We start from the raw sequence: 16,799 nt of genomic DNA on the forward strand, positions 1-16,799 counted from the left end.
CCCTGCCGCTGCGTCTACCCGGGATGACGACGCGCTGCGTCAGCCCCTGGAGCTCCCGATGCCGTTTCACCGCCCCCTTGTCCTCGCCCTGTCACTGGCCTGCGCCATTCCGCTTCCACTGTTGTCGGCCAGCGCGCACGCGCAGACCGTCACGCGCCACTTCGATCTTCCTGCACAACCGCTGGCCAGCGCGCTGGATGCGTACAGCCGGCTGACCGGTGTCGATCTGGTGATCGGGGAGGCATTGCCGAGTGGCCAGACGGCACCGGCGCTGCGCGGACAGTTCGATGATGCGCAGGCGCTGTCGCGCCTGCTGGTCGGCAGCGGCCTGCGCCCCCGCTTCATCGACACACGCCGTGCCACGCTGGAACCGGCGCCGGCCAAACCCACCGACGGCAGCCGTCGAACCGGCCCGCTGCGCGTACAGGGCGATACCGCGCGCCGCCCGGCACCGGGTGCCGGCGCCAGCCAATATGTACCGGCCACCGGCGATGGCTTCGCTCCCTCCGTCGGCAGCGAACGCGTAGCCATGGCCGAGCGCCAGGACGGCAACAGCCTGCTGCGCTCGATGCCCGGCACCCACAGCTTCCATTCGCGCAGCCAGCCCGGCCTGCAGGTCAACATCCGCGGCATGACTGGCGCCGGGCGGGTCAACACCATGATCGATGGTGTCACCCAGACCTTCCGCAATAACGCCGGCCATGGCTCCGGTGGTCCGTTCGCCTACGTCGACCCGTTCCTGCTGGCCGGCGTGGACGTGCAACGCGGTGCGGTCGCCGGTGGTGATGGCGCAGGCACGCTGGCCGGGAGTGCCAATTTCCGCACGCTGGATATCGATGACCTGCTCGGTGACGACCGTCACTGGGGCCTGCGCGCCGGCTATCGCCATGGCAACAACGGCTATGGCAGCGGCCGCACCTTCGCCGGCGCCTGGCGCCACAGCGAAGAAGGTGGCGACCGTCAGTTCGGCCTGCTGGCCGCCGCCAGCAGCAGCCGCAGCAGCGAATACGCGACCGCGCGTGGGCAGAAGAACGACGCCGACCCGGGCAGCCAGCAGCCCAGCAGCTGGCTGCTGAAAGCACGCCTGCAGCCGAGCGACCAGCATCGGCTGGACCTGAGCCACATGCACTACGAAAACGACTTCTACCACAACTACCCGTGGCAGATTTCCGCACGCAACCAGCGCGCCAGCTACCACTACACGCCCTATTCGCCGTGGATCGACCTGCGCGCGACCTTTGCCAGCAACAAGACCCGGCTGTTCTATCCGCCCGTGGAGGATTCCAGCTACATCGGTCGCCGCACCCACAGCAGCCTGAGCAGCTGGACCCTCGACAACACCAGCCGCTTCGATATCGGCGCGCTGCAGGCGCGCTGGAACACCGGCATCAAGCACCAGTCGGATATCCATGTGGCCGACACCCCCACCCTGCGCGGCGCGAACCCGCAGGGCCGCAGCCAGCTGGACAGCGTGTTCAGCACGCTGGAACTGCAGTACGACGTCTACGCGCTGACCGCAGGCCTGCGCCAGGACCGCTTCGGCATCCGTGGCCACATCCCGGTGTGCTCGGATGTCCCCGGCCAGTGCGCGGAGATCAATGGCGGCGGCATCGACGTGCGCCGCACCCAGCACGCGCTCAGCCCCAGCCTGGCGGTTTCATGGCAGGCCACCGACTGGCTGCAACTTTTCGCTGAAGTCTCGCGCACCTCGCGGCCGCCACGCGTCCAGGAGATGTTCTTCGAGAAGATCCCACTGGAAGGCATCAGCGATGCCGATGGCGTCGGCGCCAACCCGTTCCTGCGTCGTGAGCGCTCGCGCAACCTGCAGTTCGGCGCCAACCTCAGCACCGACTCGCTGCTGGTCGACGGTGACCTGGCCCAGCTGCGGGTCACCCGCTTCGACAACCGCATCCGCGACTACATCAAGCCGCAATACCTGCTGATCGTGCATCCACCGGAAGTGGAGCCAGTCGTGGTACCGATCGACAGCGATCCGCAGCTCACTGCCTGGACCGACGCACTGGACGTGGACGACTTCAGTACCACCACGCGCTGGATGAACCACCCGGGCGTGGTGCGCATGCGCGGTATCGAGCTGGAAGCGCACTACGCCAGCGCGCACCACCACGCGACGCTGAGCTGGACCCGCTCGCACACCAGCGCGCCCGCCATCGAATTCGTCAACCTGGAAGACATCACCGCCCTGCCCGACCGCTACTGGACGCTGGACGTGGGCGGCCGCTGGTGGCAGCAGCGCGTGCAGGCCGGACTGCGTGCCGAATACTCCGGGCCTACCGAAGAAGGCTACGACTTCTTCCAGACCCGCAAGACCGGTGGCACCGGTGTACTCCTCGACTTCTACGCCAGCTTCAAGCCCCAGCCCAACACCACCCTGTGGCTGAACATCGAAAACCTGCAGAACAAAGCCTATGACAACAATGCCTCGATCGACAGCATCTTCAGCCCGATCCTGGACCGCGGCAACGGCCGTGGCCGCACCGTCTCGATGGGCGTCAATGTGGCGTTCTAGCCGTCGCTGGCTGCCGCTGTACCTGCTTGCGCTGGCCGCAATGGTCAGCGCGCAGCCGATGCCCGGCACAGTGATCGACCTGGCCAGTGGCCAGCCCCTGGACGAAGCCGCATTCGTGAAGCGCGCAGCGAATGCCCCGCGAGTGCTGCTGGGCGAACGCCACGATCTGGCCGGTGACCACACCGCCCAGCGCTGGCTGCTGCACGCGCTGCAGCAGCAGCGTCCACAAGGCGCGTTGGTGCTGGAGATGATTGCCAGCGAACGCCAGCCGCGCCTGCAGCGGGTGCAGCGCTGGCTGGCCAACGGCAACCATGCCGACGGTGCGCGCCTGCAGGAGCTGCTGGGCTGGGATACACGCTGGCCGTGGGTGGCCTATGGCGGGCTGGTACAGGACGCCACCGCTACCGGCATTCCCCTGCTCGGCGGCAACCTGTCGCGTGCCGAGGTCAATGCGTTGCTCGCTTCCGACAGGTCGGTACGGTTCCCGATGCCCACCGCCCTGCACCGCCTGTCGGCCGTGGTGCTGGCCCAGCATGCGGACGCAGCACCGATGCTGGAAGGGATGCTGGCCGTGCAACAGGCCCGCGACACGCGCATGGCACAGGTAATGACCGAGGCACCGGCACCCACGCTGCTGTTGGCCGGTCGCTGGCATGTACTGCGCGGTACCGGCGTGCCGGGCTACCTGCCAGCGGACACACCGGCGCTGGTGATCGCACTGGCCTCGCCCGGTGAATCCGTCGAGGCGGCCGACGTCGACCTGCTATGGGTGCTGGACGATGAGTGAGCGCGGCCAACACTGGCAGGCGATCGCCATCAGCATCGGGCTTCACCTGTTGCCCCTGATGCTGTTGGTGCACTGGGTGGCCGCGCCGCCATTGCCGACGCCGCCGGAGAAGGACGTGCGCATCAGCCTGCGCCTGCTGGCACCGGCAACGCCGCCGCAGCCACTGGAAGAACGCCAGGCCGAAACCCCCAGCCAGGCGCAGCAGGCCCGCGCATCCCAACCCACGAAGTCGCCCCCTCCACCGAAACCCACCGCCGCACGCGAGGGCGAGGTAGCCGCCAGCGAACGCGGTGGCGCTGGCCGGCAAGCCCTGCCGGTCGCCCCGCCTGCGGCCGCGACCGATGCAAGTCCCGCACCGGCATCGGTCACGGCCGCGCCGCCCGCTCCCGACGCCCCACCGGCGGACTTCCAGGCCGGCGCCGCCAGCGACCAGTGGGAAGCCCGCCTGATGGCGCGGCTGGAGCGCTATCGCTACTACCCTGCTGCGGCCCGCGCACGGCGCCAGCAGGGCACTGCCTGGGTCAGGGCCAGCATCAATCGCGAGGGACGCCTGCTGGCCCTGCGGTTGGAGCAGTCCAGTGGCCAACCGATGCTTGACGGCGCCGCACTGCAGACCTTCCGCCGCGCGCAGCCACTACCGCCCATTCCCGATGAACTAAAGGCACCACAGGAACTGGTGGTGCCGGTGGAGTACTACCTGCGCTAGGCGTTGTGGAACTGTGCTGCAGTCTGCAACCTCAACCCAGGTTCAGGTCAAACACATCCGGCGCAACAGAGCAGTCCGCCGTGTGCAACGATCGCGGCGTGCTGTATCGCCGGGCCCATGCCCGGCTGCTCCATGCGAACGGCAGCCGAGCATGGGCTCGGCTCTACAGGGGAACAGAACCTGGCCGGGCGAGGCCCCGGCGCGAAAGAGGCAGGGCTACGTCCACGCCGGATCCGCAGTGAAATCGATGGTCAACCAGAACGTGCTGCCCCGCGCATCCAGCCGCACGGCGATCTCATCGCGCATCGCATCGACCTCGCCCACCGAGCCCAATGGCGTGCCGGGGTCTGCCAGCACATGGATCTCGATGAAGCGCATCCGCCCCATCTTCGCGACGTGGCTGGTGAAACCGGCATAGCCACGCTCAGACACGAACGCCTGCATCACCTGCTGCACGCGCCGGTCCAGGTCATCCGGCGCCACCTGCAGCACTTCGCGCATGGCCTTCCATGCACTGCGCGCCGGCACTGGCAGTACCGCCAGGCTGATCAACGCCAGCACGATCGAATCCAGGTACGGGACCCAGTGGTGCCACTGGCCGCCATGCAGGACCAGGGCCAGCACGAAGGCCAGCACCACCGCCAGGCTCATCAACCCACCCAGCAACCAGCCTCTTACATCCAGCCACAACAGCGCCGAGCGCAGGCTCCGCGCACGCTGCGCGACGAACGTCGCCATTGCCAGGTTGCTGGCACTCAGCAGCGCCGCCCACCACAGCGCGGGCCCGAACTTCACCTCGTGCCCGCCCGTGGTCAAGCCAATGACCGCGTTGGCCAGCGCATACACGCAGGCCAGCGACAGGATCACGCCGCCCAGCGCCTCGACCATCGGCTCCAGGTGCCAATAGCCGTACTGGAAGCGCGGGCTCTGCTCCCGCGCCACCAGCCGCAGTACCGACAACGACACCAGGGTCAAGGCAACGTCGACCAGGCTGTACACGCCGTCGAACAGGATGGCCTGCGATCCCACCAGCAGGCCACCGATGAAGCCGACCGCGCTCACCGCGATGGTCACCCCGATGGAGAACTTCAGGATGCGTTGCTCGCGCGCGGTATCCATCGCTCGCCGAAGGGCCGACCGTCGCCGGTCAGGCCTTCAGCACCTCCACCTTGTACGAGGTCACATCGCCATCGTGCTCGATGATGAGCCCGTGCACATCCGACTCGAAGCCCGGGAAGCGCGCATTCTGTTCACGGGCAATACGCAGAGACTGGATGATCGGTTCGTCGCTGTCGCCGAATCGCTCGCCCGGCATGATGGTCGGAATGCCCGGCGGATACGGCACCAGCATGGTCGCCGCGACGCGACCACTGAGCTGCTCGATGTCGACCCGCTCGATCTCGCCCTTCACCAGATGGTTGTAGGCATCGGCCGGGGTCATCACCGGCGTCGGCAGATCCACGTACATCTCGCGCATCACCTTGGCGACCTCGAATTCCTGGTTGAACGCGTGCAATGCATCGCACAGGTCACGCAGTCCCCAGCCGGCGTAGGCAATCGGATAGTCCGCCGCCAGCGTCGGCAATGCCTGGCTCAGCGGCGCGTTGCAGTCGTACAGCTCCTTGAAGGCCATCAGCTCTGTGACCAGCGTGCTCCACTTGCCCTTGGTGATGCCCATCGAGAACAGGAACAGTACCGAATACAGGTTGGTCTTCTCCACAGTGATGCCGCGGCCCCACAGGAACTTGCTCAGCACCGCCGCCGGAATGCCCAGCGTGCCCATGCTGCCGTCCATCGTCAGGCCTGGGGTCAGCAGGGTCACTTTGATCGGGTCGATCAGCACGTAGTCATCGACCAGATTCTCGAAGCCGTGCCAGTGCGCGTCCGGCTGCAGGTACCACTCCTCGCGCTTGGCCACCAGCGGCGCCGGCGTATCGCCCTTGTCCAGGCTGCGCTCGACCTTGGTCGGCTGCCACACACTGAACCACCAGTCGTCGCGCCCGAGGTCGTCACGCACGTGCAGCATCGCGCGGCGGAAGGCGATCGCCTCGTCATGCATTTCCTGCACCAGCGAACGGCCGGCCTCGCCCTCCATCATCTTCGAGGCCACGTCACAGGCCGCGATCACCCCATAATGCGGGCTGGTCGAGGTGTGCATCATGAACGACTCGTTGAAGCGCTCGGCATCCAGGTCGCGCTGCGCCGAGTTGCGTACGTGGATCATCGACGCCTGCGAGAACGCGGCCAGCAGCTTGTGGGTGGAATGCGTGGTGAAGATGATCGCATCCTGCTCGCGCGGCTTGCCCTTGGCCATGCCGTAGTGGTTCTCATAGAACGGATGGAACGCGGCGTAGGCGTACCAGGCTTCGTCGAAGTGCAGGAAGTCGACCGCGCTGCCGATTTCGTCGGCGATCTTCTCGGCGTTGTAGCACAGGCCGTCGTAGGTCGAGTTGGTCACCACCGCAATGCGCGGCTTGGAACCGGCCTTGTAGGCCTGGCTGGCCAGCGGGTTGGCGGCGATGCGCTGCTGCAGCGATTCCGGTGTGAACTGATCCAGGCTGATCGGGCCGATGATGCCGTGTGCGTTGCGGCTTGGGGTGAAGTACACCGGCACCGCGCCGGTCATGATCAGCGCGTGCAGCAGCGACTTGTGGCAGTTGCGGTCGACGAACACCACGTCGCCGCGGGCCACCGTGCCATGCCAGACGATCTTGTTGGCGGTGGAGGTGCCATTGGTGACGAAGAAGGTATGGTCGGCACCGAAGTTGCGCGCCGCCTCTTCCTCGGCATCCTTGATCGGGCCGGTGTGGTCCAGCAATGAGCCCAGTTCCGGCACCGAGATCGACAGATCGCTGCGCAGGGTGTTCTCACCGTAGAACTGGTGGAACGCACGGCCGACCGGCGACTTGGTGAATGCCACGCCGCCTGCATGGCCCGGCGTATGCCAGGAGTAGTTCGACTCTGCCGCATGATGGATCAGCGCCTTGAAGAACGGCGGCAAGAGATTCTTCATGTAGTCTTCGGCCGCGCGCATCACCTGCCGCGAGATGAAGCTCTTGGTGTCTTCAAACAGGAAGATGAAGCCGTGGATGTACTTGAGCAGCTTGCTCGGCACCTTTTCGATGGTGCGGCGCTCGCCGTACAGGAACACCGGCAGGTTGGCGCGGCGCGCACTCTGCTCGCGCAGGAAGGCGGTGAGGCGCTGGAACTCGCCATCCACCTCTTCGCTGCCATCGATCGAGATCAGCACCGCCGAGGCCGCCACGTAGGTACGGGCTCCGGCGCGCGCGTCATCCAGGTTGAGCCCGCACAGCACCCGCTGGTCGTTGCTGCGCAGCTCTTCCACCAGGGCGCGGATCAGGATGCCGCCGATGCGCGGCGACTCGTAGTCGTTGTCGATGACAATGACCGGGTAGTCCAGGGACTTGAAGTACACGTTGATTCTCCTTGTCGAATTCAGGAACGCTGGGCGCCGGCGCTGATGGCCGATGCCTCGCGGGCGCGCTGCCGCTGCTGGCGGCGCTCCTCGCTGAAGAAGGGATAGAACACGGTGATGAACAGCACGAACAGGAAGGCGTACTGCACGATGGTTCCCGACGAGCCGTAGATTGCCCACAGGCAGTACACGACGGTCAGGCTGGTGAGGGTCCAGAACGCACCGGTATGGACCAGGGTGTGCGAACGCTCGACCACGAAGTAGCAGGCCACGCACGAGTAGATGTAGGGCAGCAGGGTCAGCACCACGGCCGCCGACGTGATCACGTCGAACTGGGCCGACGCGGTTTCCGAGGTGGACGTCACCAGCACCGCCAGGGTCATCAGCACCGCCACGATCAGCACGCCCTTGACCGGCACGTCGTCCTTGTTGGTCTTGCTGAAGATGCTCGGGAACAGGCCATCATCCGAGGCCGCCTTGGCACTCTGCGCGGTCAGCAGGATCCAGCCGCCCAGCGAACCGGCAGCGCCGATGAAGGCGCACAGGCTGACCAGCGCGCCGCCCCAGCCGCCGACCGCCTTGGCCGCCGCCAGCGCGAACGGCGCGTCGGAGGTCTGCAGCTCGCCATTGGGCACCATGCCCATGATCACTGAGGAACTGGCGATGTAGGCGATGGCAGCCAGGAACACACCGGCCAGAGTGGCACGGGCCACGTTCTTCTCCGGGTTCTCGACCACGCCAGCCGTGACCGAAGCCGATTCGACACCGATGAAAGCCCACAGGGTCAGTGCCGCGGCACTGGAGATCGCACCGAAGTTGGACTCACCGGACACGTTGTAGGCGCCCTTGAAAATGTCGGCATCGAAGAAGAACCAGCCGAAAATGGCGATGCCCAGGATCGGCACCAGCGCGAAACTGGTGGTGACCGTCTGCACACGGCTGACGAAGGCCGGGCCGATCACGTTGGCAAAGCTCAGCGCCCACACCAGGATCAGCACCGCGATGCAGCGCACCAGCGGCTCGGACAGAATCGGGAAGAAGTAGCTGAAGTAGCCCACCGCGGCGATCGGTATGGCAACGTTGCCGATCCAGTTGGCGAACCAGTAGATGGTATTGGTCTGGAAGCCCATGTAAGGCCCGAACCAGTCACGCGCATAGGCATACGGACCGCCCGCCTTCGGCGCCAGCTTGCCCAGCTTGGCGAATACGAAGGCCAGCAACAGCGCACCGGCCGTGGTGATCAGCCAGCCCCAGATCGATGCGGTACCGATCTTGGCCAGGCTGGACGGCAACAGGAACACGCCTGAGCCCATCATGTTGCCGGCGACGAGGAAGGTGGCTCCGACCACCCCGATTTTCTTTGCTTCTGCCATGACAATCTCCTGTACTGGCATGAGCCCGGTGCGGCCGGGCGTGGGGACGGTTGCGCTGGCGTAACGCCGCTGGCGCTTACTTGATGAAGTTGTATTGCAGGCTGCCCTGCACCCGGACCGTGTCGCCGCGCGCGCCGCCCTGCTGTTCCAGGCGGCCGTACAGCAGCTCCATGCCCATCGTCCACGACGGCGCCGGGCTCCAGATCAGGTTGAACACGCCGTATCGGCTCTGCCGGAAGGCGTCGGCAGCGAGTGCCGCGTTCCGCTCCAGGGTCAGCTGGCCGAAGATCAGGTTCGAACGCCACAGCTCGGACCAGTAATGCGTGTAGCCGACGAAGCCGCCGTGCAGGTCCAGCGCGTCGAGACGGCCATCTGCACCGACCACCGCGTCCAGCCCGGAGCCGGTCAGGTCCGCGGTGTAGCGGCTGAGGCCGCGCCCGCCGAGCGCGCCGAACAGCAACAGATCGCGCTCGCCTACCGATGCCGAGCCACTGAACTGCAGGCCGCCGGCCATGCGCCGGTCGCGCTCGCCCTCGCCGTCATAGGCCAGGCTGCGCGCCACCGCGCCCAGCTGAAGATGGCCCCAGTCACGCTCCATGCGTGCGGTCACGGTCACATCCGGCAGCCGGTTCACTGCGGCCCGTTCATCACTGGCACCGGCCAGTTCGGTCTTGGGGTCTTCGGCGGCCAGCGTCAGGTTGTTGCCCTTGCCCATCGCGAAGCTGTGGTGGATGCCGGCCACCAGCAGATAGCCGGCGCCGCCGGGACCGGCGAAGTCGAGCGTGTCGGGCAGGCTGTCCGGGTCCATGAAACTGGAGTAACCGTAGCCGGCATAGGTATTGCCAAGCTGGCCATACGCGTGGCGCAGGCGGAACGCGTAGCCATCGCTGCTGCCGAAGAAATCATTCTCCAGGTAGAAGCGCAGGTTGCCGTGCGTGGTCGGGCGCCGCGCCTCGAAGCTGAAGCGGGTCTGCTTGGCGTGGATATTGAAATTGGAAACATCGCGATGGCTGCCGCCCACCGGCATCGACGAAGGGATGAACTGATCCTCGTCACCGGCCGCGCGCGAATCTGCAATCGCATCGAGCTTGGCATAGCCGCCAATGCGGATCACCGTGTCAGTACCTGGAATGGCAAAGAAGCCCTTCAGATCCGGGTCGGTCGGCCCAGCGGCGCTGTCGGGACGCGAGGCCGCCGTTGAGGGATCGGCCACCGATTCGCGCTGCGGCAGCACCGGTTGCGCCACACCCGGCACCTGGGTGGGATGCAGCAGGTTGGCGCTGCTGCCAGGTGGTGTCACCGGCGCCGCTACCTGCGCAGCGGCCGCGACAGCGCCCTCGCGTTGTTCGAGCTGATCCAGGCGCTTCTGCATGCCCTCCAGTGCCTGCCGCATGGCAGCGATTTCCTGGCGCAATGCGTGCGCATCCTCCTGGCCATTCTGCTGCGCATATGCTGGCGTGACCGCCAGCGCGGTCAGGCAGGCCAGACTCAGTACCGCAAAGCGCATTGCATCCTCCCTGGACGAACATTCGCAGCGCACTGACGGCGCGCGCGCAGGCGCAGCTCCGACGTTGCGTTGCCGTTGCTGGAAATGCGGGTACTGCGTCGACGACACCGGCCAGCCTGCGCGTGGCAGGCAACAGGACGATGACACTGCCCCGCCCGTACCGATATCGACGCCATCAGGGCCGCACTGCCGGAGAGGTGGCGACCGCAGCAGTCTGGGTAACAACCAGGGAGTGAGAACGTCGTGAATGGCTGTGCCGACTGCCCCGGTTCAGTGCGTGTCAGGCGCGGCATCCCTGGCGCGTTGACGCTGTATTCCATGCGTCACAGGCTAATCCGCCTGTCGTTTTTGGCCTTGATTGGAATCAAGGCGCGATGCTTGATGTCAGTCACGATTCAGACGTGACGACGAACAGGAGGTGCGCAGCCCGCATCACCCGCACAGGTGACAAAAAGCAAAAGGCCCGCATGCTGCCATACGGGCCTGTGGTGTCGCATCACGGCATGGGTGCCGGTCAGCGCGGGCCCAGCACCGTCTGCAGGTCAGCACCCTGTGGCAGGCCGGCGCGACGCTGCACCTGGCCCTGTGCATCCTGGAACAGGATGCCCGGCGTGCCCTGGAAGCCCATTTCAATCATCAGCACCTGGTTGGCATCGAGCTTGCCGGCGATCTCGCGGCTGATGCTCGGCAGGGCCTTGATGCCACCACGGTCGAACTGGTGTTCGTTTTCCAGCAAGGCCGCACTCGGGTCACGCGCAGACAGGATGGCCGCAGCCTTGGCCGGGCTGTCCTCGCGGATCACGCCGACCATGATGTGGCGCAACTGCACCTTGCCTGCGTCGACCCACGGACGCGCCGCTTCCCAGAACTTGTGGCAGTACGGGCAGTTGGCATCACTGAAGGTATAGACCACGCGCGGTGCATCGGCCTTGCCGTCACGCACCCAGGCGCTGGCTTCCAGCTTGGTCCACATCTTGGCCGACATGGGTGCAGCGACCAGCTTCTCCACCGCCTCGGCGGCCACGTCGTTGCCCTCGGCATCGAACAGGCTGCCTACCAGCACATGCTTGCCGTCGGCGGTGACATAGGCGGCGGCCGGCTGCTGCCCACCCACCACCCCAGCGAAGCCACGCAGGCCACCCGGTGCATCGAACTCGGCAACAACTTCGAAACCGTGCTTCTCGATGCCTTTCAGCACTGCGGGGCGGTCCCCCTTGGCCGCGGTGGCCGCAGCACTGGCGGCCGGTGCTGCGGCCGTCTTGCCCGGCGGGGTCTGGGCCTGGCTGCAGGCGGCCAATGCCAGCATGACCGGCAGCAACAGCACCGCCGGAGCGATGCGCAGGGAAGTCGACAACATGGGAACTCCGTAGTGAGATGCCCGCGCAGGCTACCGCAGCCGGCGCAGTTTGTGTTCAAGACCCGCCGCCGTCAGTTCGCCAAGGTGCAGTTCACGCAGGCGGCCTTCGGCGTCGAAGAACAGCGTCGACGGATAGGCCTGTACACCCAGCACGGTTGACGCCGAGGCGGTATCGTCCAGCAATACATTGCCCAGCCGGAGCTGTTCGGATGCGATGAAACCCTTCACTTCGTCCAGGGTTTCTCCCTGGTTGAGGAACACGAACTGCACGTCAGTGTGGGTCTGCTGTGCGGATGCCAGTACCGGCATCTCGCGGCGGCAGGGACCACACCAGCTGGCCCAGAGATTCAGCACCACCGGTTTGCCACGGAACTGCTGCAGGTCGATCCTGCGCCCCTGCAGATCGGCCACCGGGACCGCCGGCAGCGGCATTCGCCGCTCCTGCCATGCTGCGAGCAGGTGGCTGCCCGCCGCCCACAGCACCACGCCCACCAGGGCTCCCGCCAGCACCGGCGCACGCAACGCGCGCCACAGCCGCAGCCGCCAGGTGCCCCACGCCAGGCCCGCAACCAGCACGACGGCAAGGTGATACCCACCGTCGGCCATCTGCAGGATGCTCCAGGGGGCCTCACGGTAGAGCGCGAAGTTCAAGGCCACGAAGCTGATGCGTCCACACAGCAGGCCGATCAGCAACATGTCCAGGACCAGGCTGGCCGCGGAAGGCACTGCCATCCCGTCCTTCGGCCGCGGCCACAGGTGGGCCACCGCCATGGCCATAAGCACGCACATCAGGATCAGCACCACCGGCATCGGCACCGGTCCAACACTCGACATCAACCCACCTGTCACATCATCTCGTTGCCTGCATGGTCAAAGCGTCGCGCCCAGGTTGCAAGTGCGACGCCCACCGCAGGCTTCAGGCCGCGCTGCGCGGCATCTGCATGCCAGGCGCCGGTTGCAGCCCGCGCAGGCTGCCCGCCACCGACGACAACAGCGGTCGTTCGCGCCGATTGTTGTTGACCTGCCGGCGATAGTTGGCCGGCGTCATTCCGACAATGCGCAGGAACAGGCGGCGGAATGCGCTCTGGTCTGCATAGCCCACGCCCCAGGCCACTTCATCGATACCCGCCCCCTGCTGCAGCAATGTCTGCGCCTTGGCGATACGCAACCGCTGGCAATACTCGATCGGACGCAGGCCGGTGGCCTTCAGGAAGCGCCGCTGCAGAGTCCGCGGTTCCAGTCCGGAAACCTCGCAGATCGCTCCGAGCGTGGCCCCACGCGCAGCGGTGGTATGCAGCCAGCGTTGCGCCTTCAGTACATCGCGATCGCCGTGGGCGAAGTTGGCACTGAAACGCTCCAGATCCTGCTGGATCGCCGCTGGCACCGTGATCCCCAGCTGCTGCGCCACGGAGCTCGCCACGCCCTGACCGTACAGCCGGTACAGCAGGCGCAGGGCGAGGAAGCGCCAGGCCTGGGAACCGGCCACCGTCAGCAGGTCACCGTCGTCGACCAGCGCACGCTCACTGGGCACCCAGCTGGCCGACGGTCCCTGCAGGCCCGGATGACGCCCGAGGTCCGGCCCACTGACGGTGCGGCCGGCAAGCAGACCCGCGCGTGCCAGCATGCTGACACCATCGCTGGCAGCTGCCAGCAGACTGCCGCCATCGTAATGCGCGCGCAGCCAATCCAGCAGGACCTCATCGGCGCGCAGGCAGACGCCTTGACTGATCTGGCCAGGCACGGCGATCACGGCGGGAATGTCCGCCTCCAGCATCTCCGCGCCGGCAATGCGATGCACGCCGGTCTGGCTGGCTGGCACGACCCAGCGGGTCACCAGGACACGCTTGAACGGGCGACGCTGCTGCTGGGCAAGCCGGTTGGCGACGTGTGCCATTTCGGTCAGCACCGAGGCCGCCGACGGGTCCCCTCCCGGGTACTCGACCACCGCGACCTCTACGAATCCCTCGTTCCTGAATCCTTCCACAGAGCATCTCCTCGGTTCGTTGCAGGCCATCCAGCGGCCGGTTCAGGCGCAGGGTAGGAACTGCCACGACGGCGGGGCTATGAAGAAAGTTGCAAAGTGCGCTGAATGCGCCGTCAGCGCCGGGAGCTTGACCCTGGACCTGACTCCAGGCTTCAGAATGACCGGCAGCATCCGCAGGAATCCGCCATGAACATTGGTCAACTGGCGCGCCAGGCCGGCGTACCGATCGATACCGTGCGCTACTACGAGCGCCAGCAGTTGCTGCCCACCGCGGCACGCTCGGCCGGGGGCTATCGCATCTTCGGTGAGCCGGACCTGCGCCGGCTGCGCTTCATCCGCCGCGCCAAGACGCTGGGCTTCAGCCTGGAACAAATCGCCGGACTGCTGGCACTCAGTGATGGCCATCCGCAGGACATGGGCAGCGTGCGCGACGCGGCGCAAGCCCGACTGCAGGACATCGCGCAGCGCATGGCTGAACTGCAACGCATGCACAGCGCGCTCTCGCAGCTGGTCGACGCCTGCCCCGGCCACGGCACCTTGGATCAGTGCCCAATCCTGGCGGCGCTGACCGACGGCGCCGACTAAGTACGTGCGATCGTCGTTCCCTTCGCAACGCGCGTGAAGAAAAGTGCAACAAATGCTTGCCAACCCTCTGGGGCAAGGCTATTATTTCGCTCCTCAGCGACGTGGGGCCATAGCTCAGCTGGGAGAGCGCCTGCATGGCATGCAGGAGGTCAGCGGTTCGATCCCGCTTGGCTCCACCAATCTTTCGGCATTAGGCCGTCGAAAGGTCGCTAAGGAACATTGATGAGAATTGCGTCCCCATCGTCTAGAGGCCTAGGACATCACCCTTTCACGGTGGCGACCGGGGTTCGAATCCCCGTGGGGACGCCACTCATCACGAACAACGAGGACCCGGCCGATAACCGGGTCTTTTTTGTTCACCGCCTACCGGCATTCAGGTTGTGGCGTTGCGGTTCCCCTGCCCTTGGTGGCAACGGTTGAACCGGGACGAAAAAGTTCAAAAAAAGCTTCCACAAATGTGAACACGCAGGTATCATAGGCGGCTCGGTAACACGGGGCCATAGCTCAGCTGGGAGAGCGCCTGCATGGCATGCAGGAGGTCAGCGGTTCGATCCCGCTTGGCTCCACCACTTTCGACATTAGGCCGTCGAAAGTTCTACAACTTGAAGTTTTTCGTGCGTCCCCATCGTCTAGAGGCCTAGGACATCACCCTTTCACGGTGGCGACCGGGGTTCGAATCCCCGTGGGGACGCCAGTTTCAAAACGGACTCTGCTCCCGGCAGATATCCGGAGTTTCATGGGGCCATAGCTCAGCTGGGAGAGCGCCTGCATGGCATGCAGGAGGTCAGCGGTTCGATCCCGCTTGGCTCCACCACTTCGACATTAGGCCGTCGAAGGATCTACAACTTGAAGTTTTCGTGCGTCCCCATCGTCTAGAGGCCTAGGACATCACCCTTTCACGGTGGCGACCGGGGTTCGAATCCCCGTGGGGACGCCAATTCTTGAAAACCCCGACTCCGGTCGGGGTTTTTCTTTGCCTGTGATTCCTGGGAAGGCCCTATCCACGCATGGCGTGGATCTACTGCAGGGCCCGGGTAGATCCACGCCATGCGTGGATGGCTTCACCCCGCCCACGGCTCAGAACCGCCGATACATCCCGATCGATGCCGGGGCCGTCGGTGCGAAACCAAACTGCGCGTACAACCGATGCGCCTCGCCATCGGCCAGCAGGCTGACATACGCCGACGGCGGCAGGTTGGCCTGCATCCAGCCGTCCAGGCGCCGCATCACCTCCTTGCCCAGACCCTGCCCCTGCAACCGCGGCAGCACCGCGATGTCGCAGACCTGCAGGTGGCAGCCGCCATCGCCGACGATACGGCCCATCGCCACCAGCTCAGCGCCCTGATAGGCACATACGCCGAACAGCGTATTGGGCAGCGCGCGGGCGGCTGCTTCGCGGGACTTGGCGCTGAGGCCTGCCAGCACGCGCAACTGGCAGTAGTCCTCGACCGTGGGTACGGCTTCGCGGAACTGGCAGGTGATGGAATCATTCATGCGGCATCTCCGGATGGGTCGGGCTATCCTGCCGCATCCACGTCGCAGCCGCTGCGACCCAGGCCCACAGAGTCCCATGTGCTATTCCGCCCTGATCCGCGCTGACTACGCCAAACTGGTACGCGAGTTCGGCGCCATCCTGTCGCTGGAGGACTTCGCCGAGCTGTACGCACACGATCCGGGCAAGAAACGGCCGAAGACCCCGAAGGCGATGGATGACGGATTCGCCGGTGCGCGTACCGAACAGGGTCGGGACATCGTGGCGAAGATCCAGCAATGGCATGCGCAGGAGCAACAGGCCCTGGAGGCCGAACTGGCCCGGCAACGCGAGCGACGCGATATTGCCCATGCCACGCTGGCCACCCGGCCCACGCAGAAGGCGCGCAACGACCTGCGCGTGGCCGGCAACCGCATCGAGCGCGCACAGGCCCGGCTGGAAGACCTGCATCGGGTGCAGCTGCTGCCGCGTGACAACCGCATTTTCCCCGGCACCTACGCACCGGTGATGGTCAGCGAGAACGGCCAGCGCGTGATCAAGCCGATGCGCTACCAATGCCGGCTGCCGGACAAGCCGGCGCGCAACGACGTGCTTTACCCCGGCACCTACAATGCGCGGCGCGACAGCCTGGAAGGTTACTGGCGGGGTGCGTTCGGACTGCGCCATGGCGTAGTGGTGGTGCAGGCGTTCTACGAGCACGTGCCCCGCCACGCCATCGCCGGCCGCACCCTCGGTGCCAACGAGAAGGAACAGGACGTGGTACTCGAATTCCGTCCCGATCCGCCCCGCGACCTGTTGCTGGCCTGCCTCTGGGCGGAATGGGAAGGACCGGAAGGCCGCCTGCTGTCGTTTGCCACGATCACCGATGCACCTCCCAGCGACGTCGCCGCTGCCGGGCATGACCGCGGCGTAGTGCCGATCCGCAAGGAACACCTCGACGCCTGGCTCAACCCCGAACCGGATGACCTGGCGCGCCAGTACCGCATCCTCGACGACCGCGAGGAGATCCGTTACGTGTACAAGGAAGCGGGCTGAGCGCCGG

Annotated in this window: 13 protein-coding genes and 6 tRNA genes; 11 read left to right on the plus strand and 8 right to left on the minus strand. The window is 66.0% G+C overall.

Annotated elements, in window-relative coordinates:
- Positions 1-58: 58 nt before the first annotated feature.
- From ACM0PY_RS02275 to ACM0PY_RS02285, 3 genes are read left to right on the plus strand one after another with little or no spacing between them, the layout of a single operon-like run.
- Entirely contained in the window at positions 59-2,530 is a 2,472-nt protein-coding gene (locus ACM0PY_RS02275) for a TonB-dependent receptor (RefSeq protein ID WP_180884008.1), read from the plus strand.
- Positions 2,517-3,317, plus strand: coding sequence for a ChaN family lipoprotein (locus tag ACM0PY_RS02280; protein WP_180884006.1), 801 nt, complete (start codon positions 2,517-2,519; stop codon positions 3,315-3,317). The genes ACM0PY_RS02275 and ACM0PY_RS02280 overlap by 14 nt, the downstream gene beginning before the upstream one ends.
- A complete protein-coding gene (locus ACM0PY_RS02285; protein ID WP_180895477.1) occupies positions 3,310-4,023 on the plus strand; it encodes an energy transducer TonB family protein in 714 nt (237 codons plus the stop codon). Before ACM0PY_RS02280 ends, ACM0PY_RS02285 begins: the two co-directional genes overlap by 8 nt.
- Before the next feature lie 216 nt (positions 4,024-4,239).
- Here the strand turns inward: ACM0PY_RS02285 and ACM0PY_RS02290 are convergent, their stop codons facing one another.
- The 7 genes from ACM0PY_RS02290 to ACM0PY_RS02320 form a co-directional block, all read right to left on the minus strand.
- Positions 4,240-5,142: a cation diffusion facilitator family transporter gene (locus tag ACM0PY_RS02290; protein WP_180884003.1), complete on the minus strand. Its 903-nt coding sequence runs from the start codon at positions 5,140-5,142 to the stop codon at positions 4,240-4,242.
- A gap of 28 nt (positions 5,143-5,170) precedes the next feature.
- Positions 5,171-7,459, minus strand: coding sequence for an Orn/Lys/Arg family decarboxylase (locus tag ACM0PY_RS02295; RefSeq protein ID WP_111201501.1), 2,289 nt, complete (start codon positions 7,457-7,459; stop codon positions 5,171-5,173).
- A 20-nt stretch (positions 7,460-7,479) separates the two neighbouring features.
- The gene (gene adiC, locus ACM0PY_RS02300; protein WP_005410068.1) at positions 7,480-8,832 is read right to left on the minus strand and encodes an arginine/agmatine antiporter; all 1,353 of its coding nucleotides are present in this window, start codon (positions 8,830-8,832) and stop codon (positions 7,480-7,482) included.
- A 76-nt stretch (positions 8,833-8,908) separates the two neighbouring features.
- On the minus strand, positions 8,909-10,339 hold the full coding sequence (locus ACM0PY_RS02305; RefSeq protein ID WP_180884001.1) for a DcaP family trimeric outer membrane transporter: 1,431 nt from the start codon (positions 10,337-10,339) through the stop codon (positions 8,909-8,911).
- A gap of 514 nt (positions 10,340-10,853) precedes the next feature.
- The gene (gene dsbG / locus ACM0PY_RS02310) at positions 10,854-11,696 is read right to left on the minus strand and encodes a thiol:disulfide interchange protein DsbG (protein WP_180884000.1); all 843 of its coding nucleotides are present in this window, start codon (positions 11,694-11,696) and stop codon (positions 10,854-10,856) included.
- A 30-nt stretch (positions 11,697-11,726) separates the two neighbouring features.
- Positions 11,727-12,530, minus strand: coding sequence for a TlpA disulfide reductase family protein (locus ACM0PY_RS02315; protein WP_180883998.1), 804 nt, complete (start codon positions 12,528-12,530; stop codon positions 11,727-11,729).
- A gap of 82 nt (positions 12,531-12,612) precedes the next feature.
- The gene (locus tag ACM0PY_RS02320) at positions 12,613-13,680 is read right to left on the minus strand and encodes a GlxA family transcriptional regulator (protein ID WP_134971808.1); all 1,068 of its coding nucleotides are present in this window, start codon (positions 13,678-13,680) and stop codon (positions 12,613-12,615) included.
- 186 nt (positions 13,681-13,866) lie between these two features.
- On the opposite strand from ACM0PY_RS02320, the gene ACM0PY_RS02325 reads away from it, so the two are divergent.
- The 7 genes from ACM0PY_RS02325 to ACM0PY_RS02355 all read left to right on the plus strand — a co-directional run bounded on the left by ACM0PY_RS02325 (position 13,867) and on the right by ACM0PY_RS02355 (position 15,202).
- Positions 13,867-14,265 carry a heavy metal-responsive transcriptional regulator gene (locus ACM0PY_RS02325; protein WP_134971806.1) on the plus strand — a complete coding sequence of 133 codons (399 nt, stop codon included), beginning with the start codon at positions 13,867-13,869 and terminating at the stop codon, positions 14,263-14,265.
- A 103-nt stretch (positions 14,266-14,368) separates the two neighbouring features.
- A tRNA-Ala gene (locus tag ACM0PY_RS02330) sits at positions 14,369-14,444 on the plus strand.
- Positions 14,445-14,498: 54 nt separating this feature from the next.
- A tRNA-Glu gene (locus ACM0PY_RS02335) sits at positions 14,499-14,574 on the plus strand.
- A 184-nt stretch (positions 14,575-14,758) separates the two neighbouring features.
- A tRNA-Ala gene (locus ACM0PY_RS02340) sits at positions 14,759-14,834 on the plus strand.
- A gap of 49 nt (positions 14,835-14,883) precedes the next feature.
- A tRNA-Glu gene (locus ACM0PY_RS02345) sits at positions 14,884-14,959 on the plus strand.
- Positions 14,960-15,003: 44 nt separating this feature from the next.
- Positions 15,004-15,079 (plus strand) — tRNA-Ala (locus tag ACM0PY_RS02350).
- A gap of 47 nt (positions 15,080-15,126) precedes the next feature.
- Positions 15,127-15,202 (plus strand) — tRNA-Glu (locus ACM0PY_RS02355).
- Between the two features lie 140 nt (positions 15,203-15,342).
- Here ACM0PY_RS02355 and ACM0PY_RS02360 read toward each other — a convergent pair.
- Positions 15,343-15,759 carry a GNAT family N-acetyltransferase gene (locus tag ACM0PY_RS02360; protein ID WP_049412306.1) on the minus strand — a complete coding sequence of 139 codons (417 nt, stop codon included), beginning with the start codon at positions 15,757-15,759 and terminating at the stop codon, positions 15,343-15,345.
- A gap of 76 nt (positions 15,760-15,835) precedes the next feature.
- Between ACM0PY_RS02360 and ACM0PY_RS02365 the strand changes: the two genes are divergently transcribed.
- Positions 15,836-16,792, plus strand: a complete 957-nt coding sequence (locus ACM0PY_RS02365; protein WP_180883997.1) for an SOS response-associated peptidase family protein — start codon at positions 15,836-15,838, stop codon at positions 16,790-16,792.
- Positions 16,793-16,799: the final 7 nt, after the last annotated feature.

The organism is Stenotrophomonas sp. BR163 (assembly GCF_047520985.2).
Lineage (GTDB): Bacteria > Pseudomonadota > Gammaproteobacteria > Xanthomonadales > Xanthomonadaceae > Stenotrophomonas > Stenotrophomonas sepilia.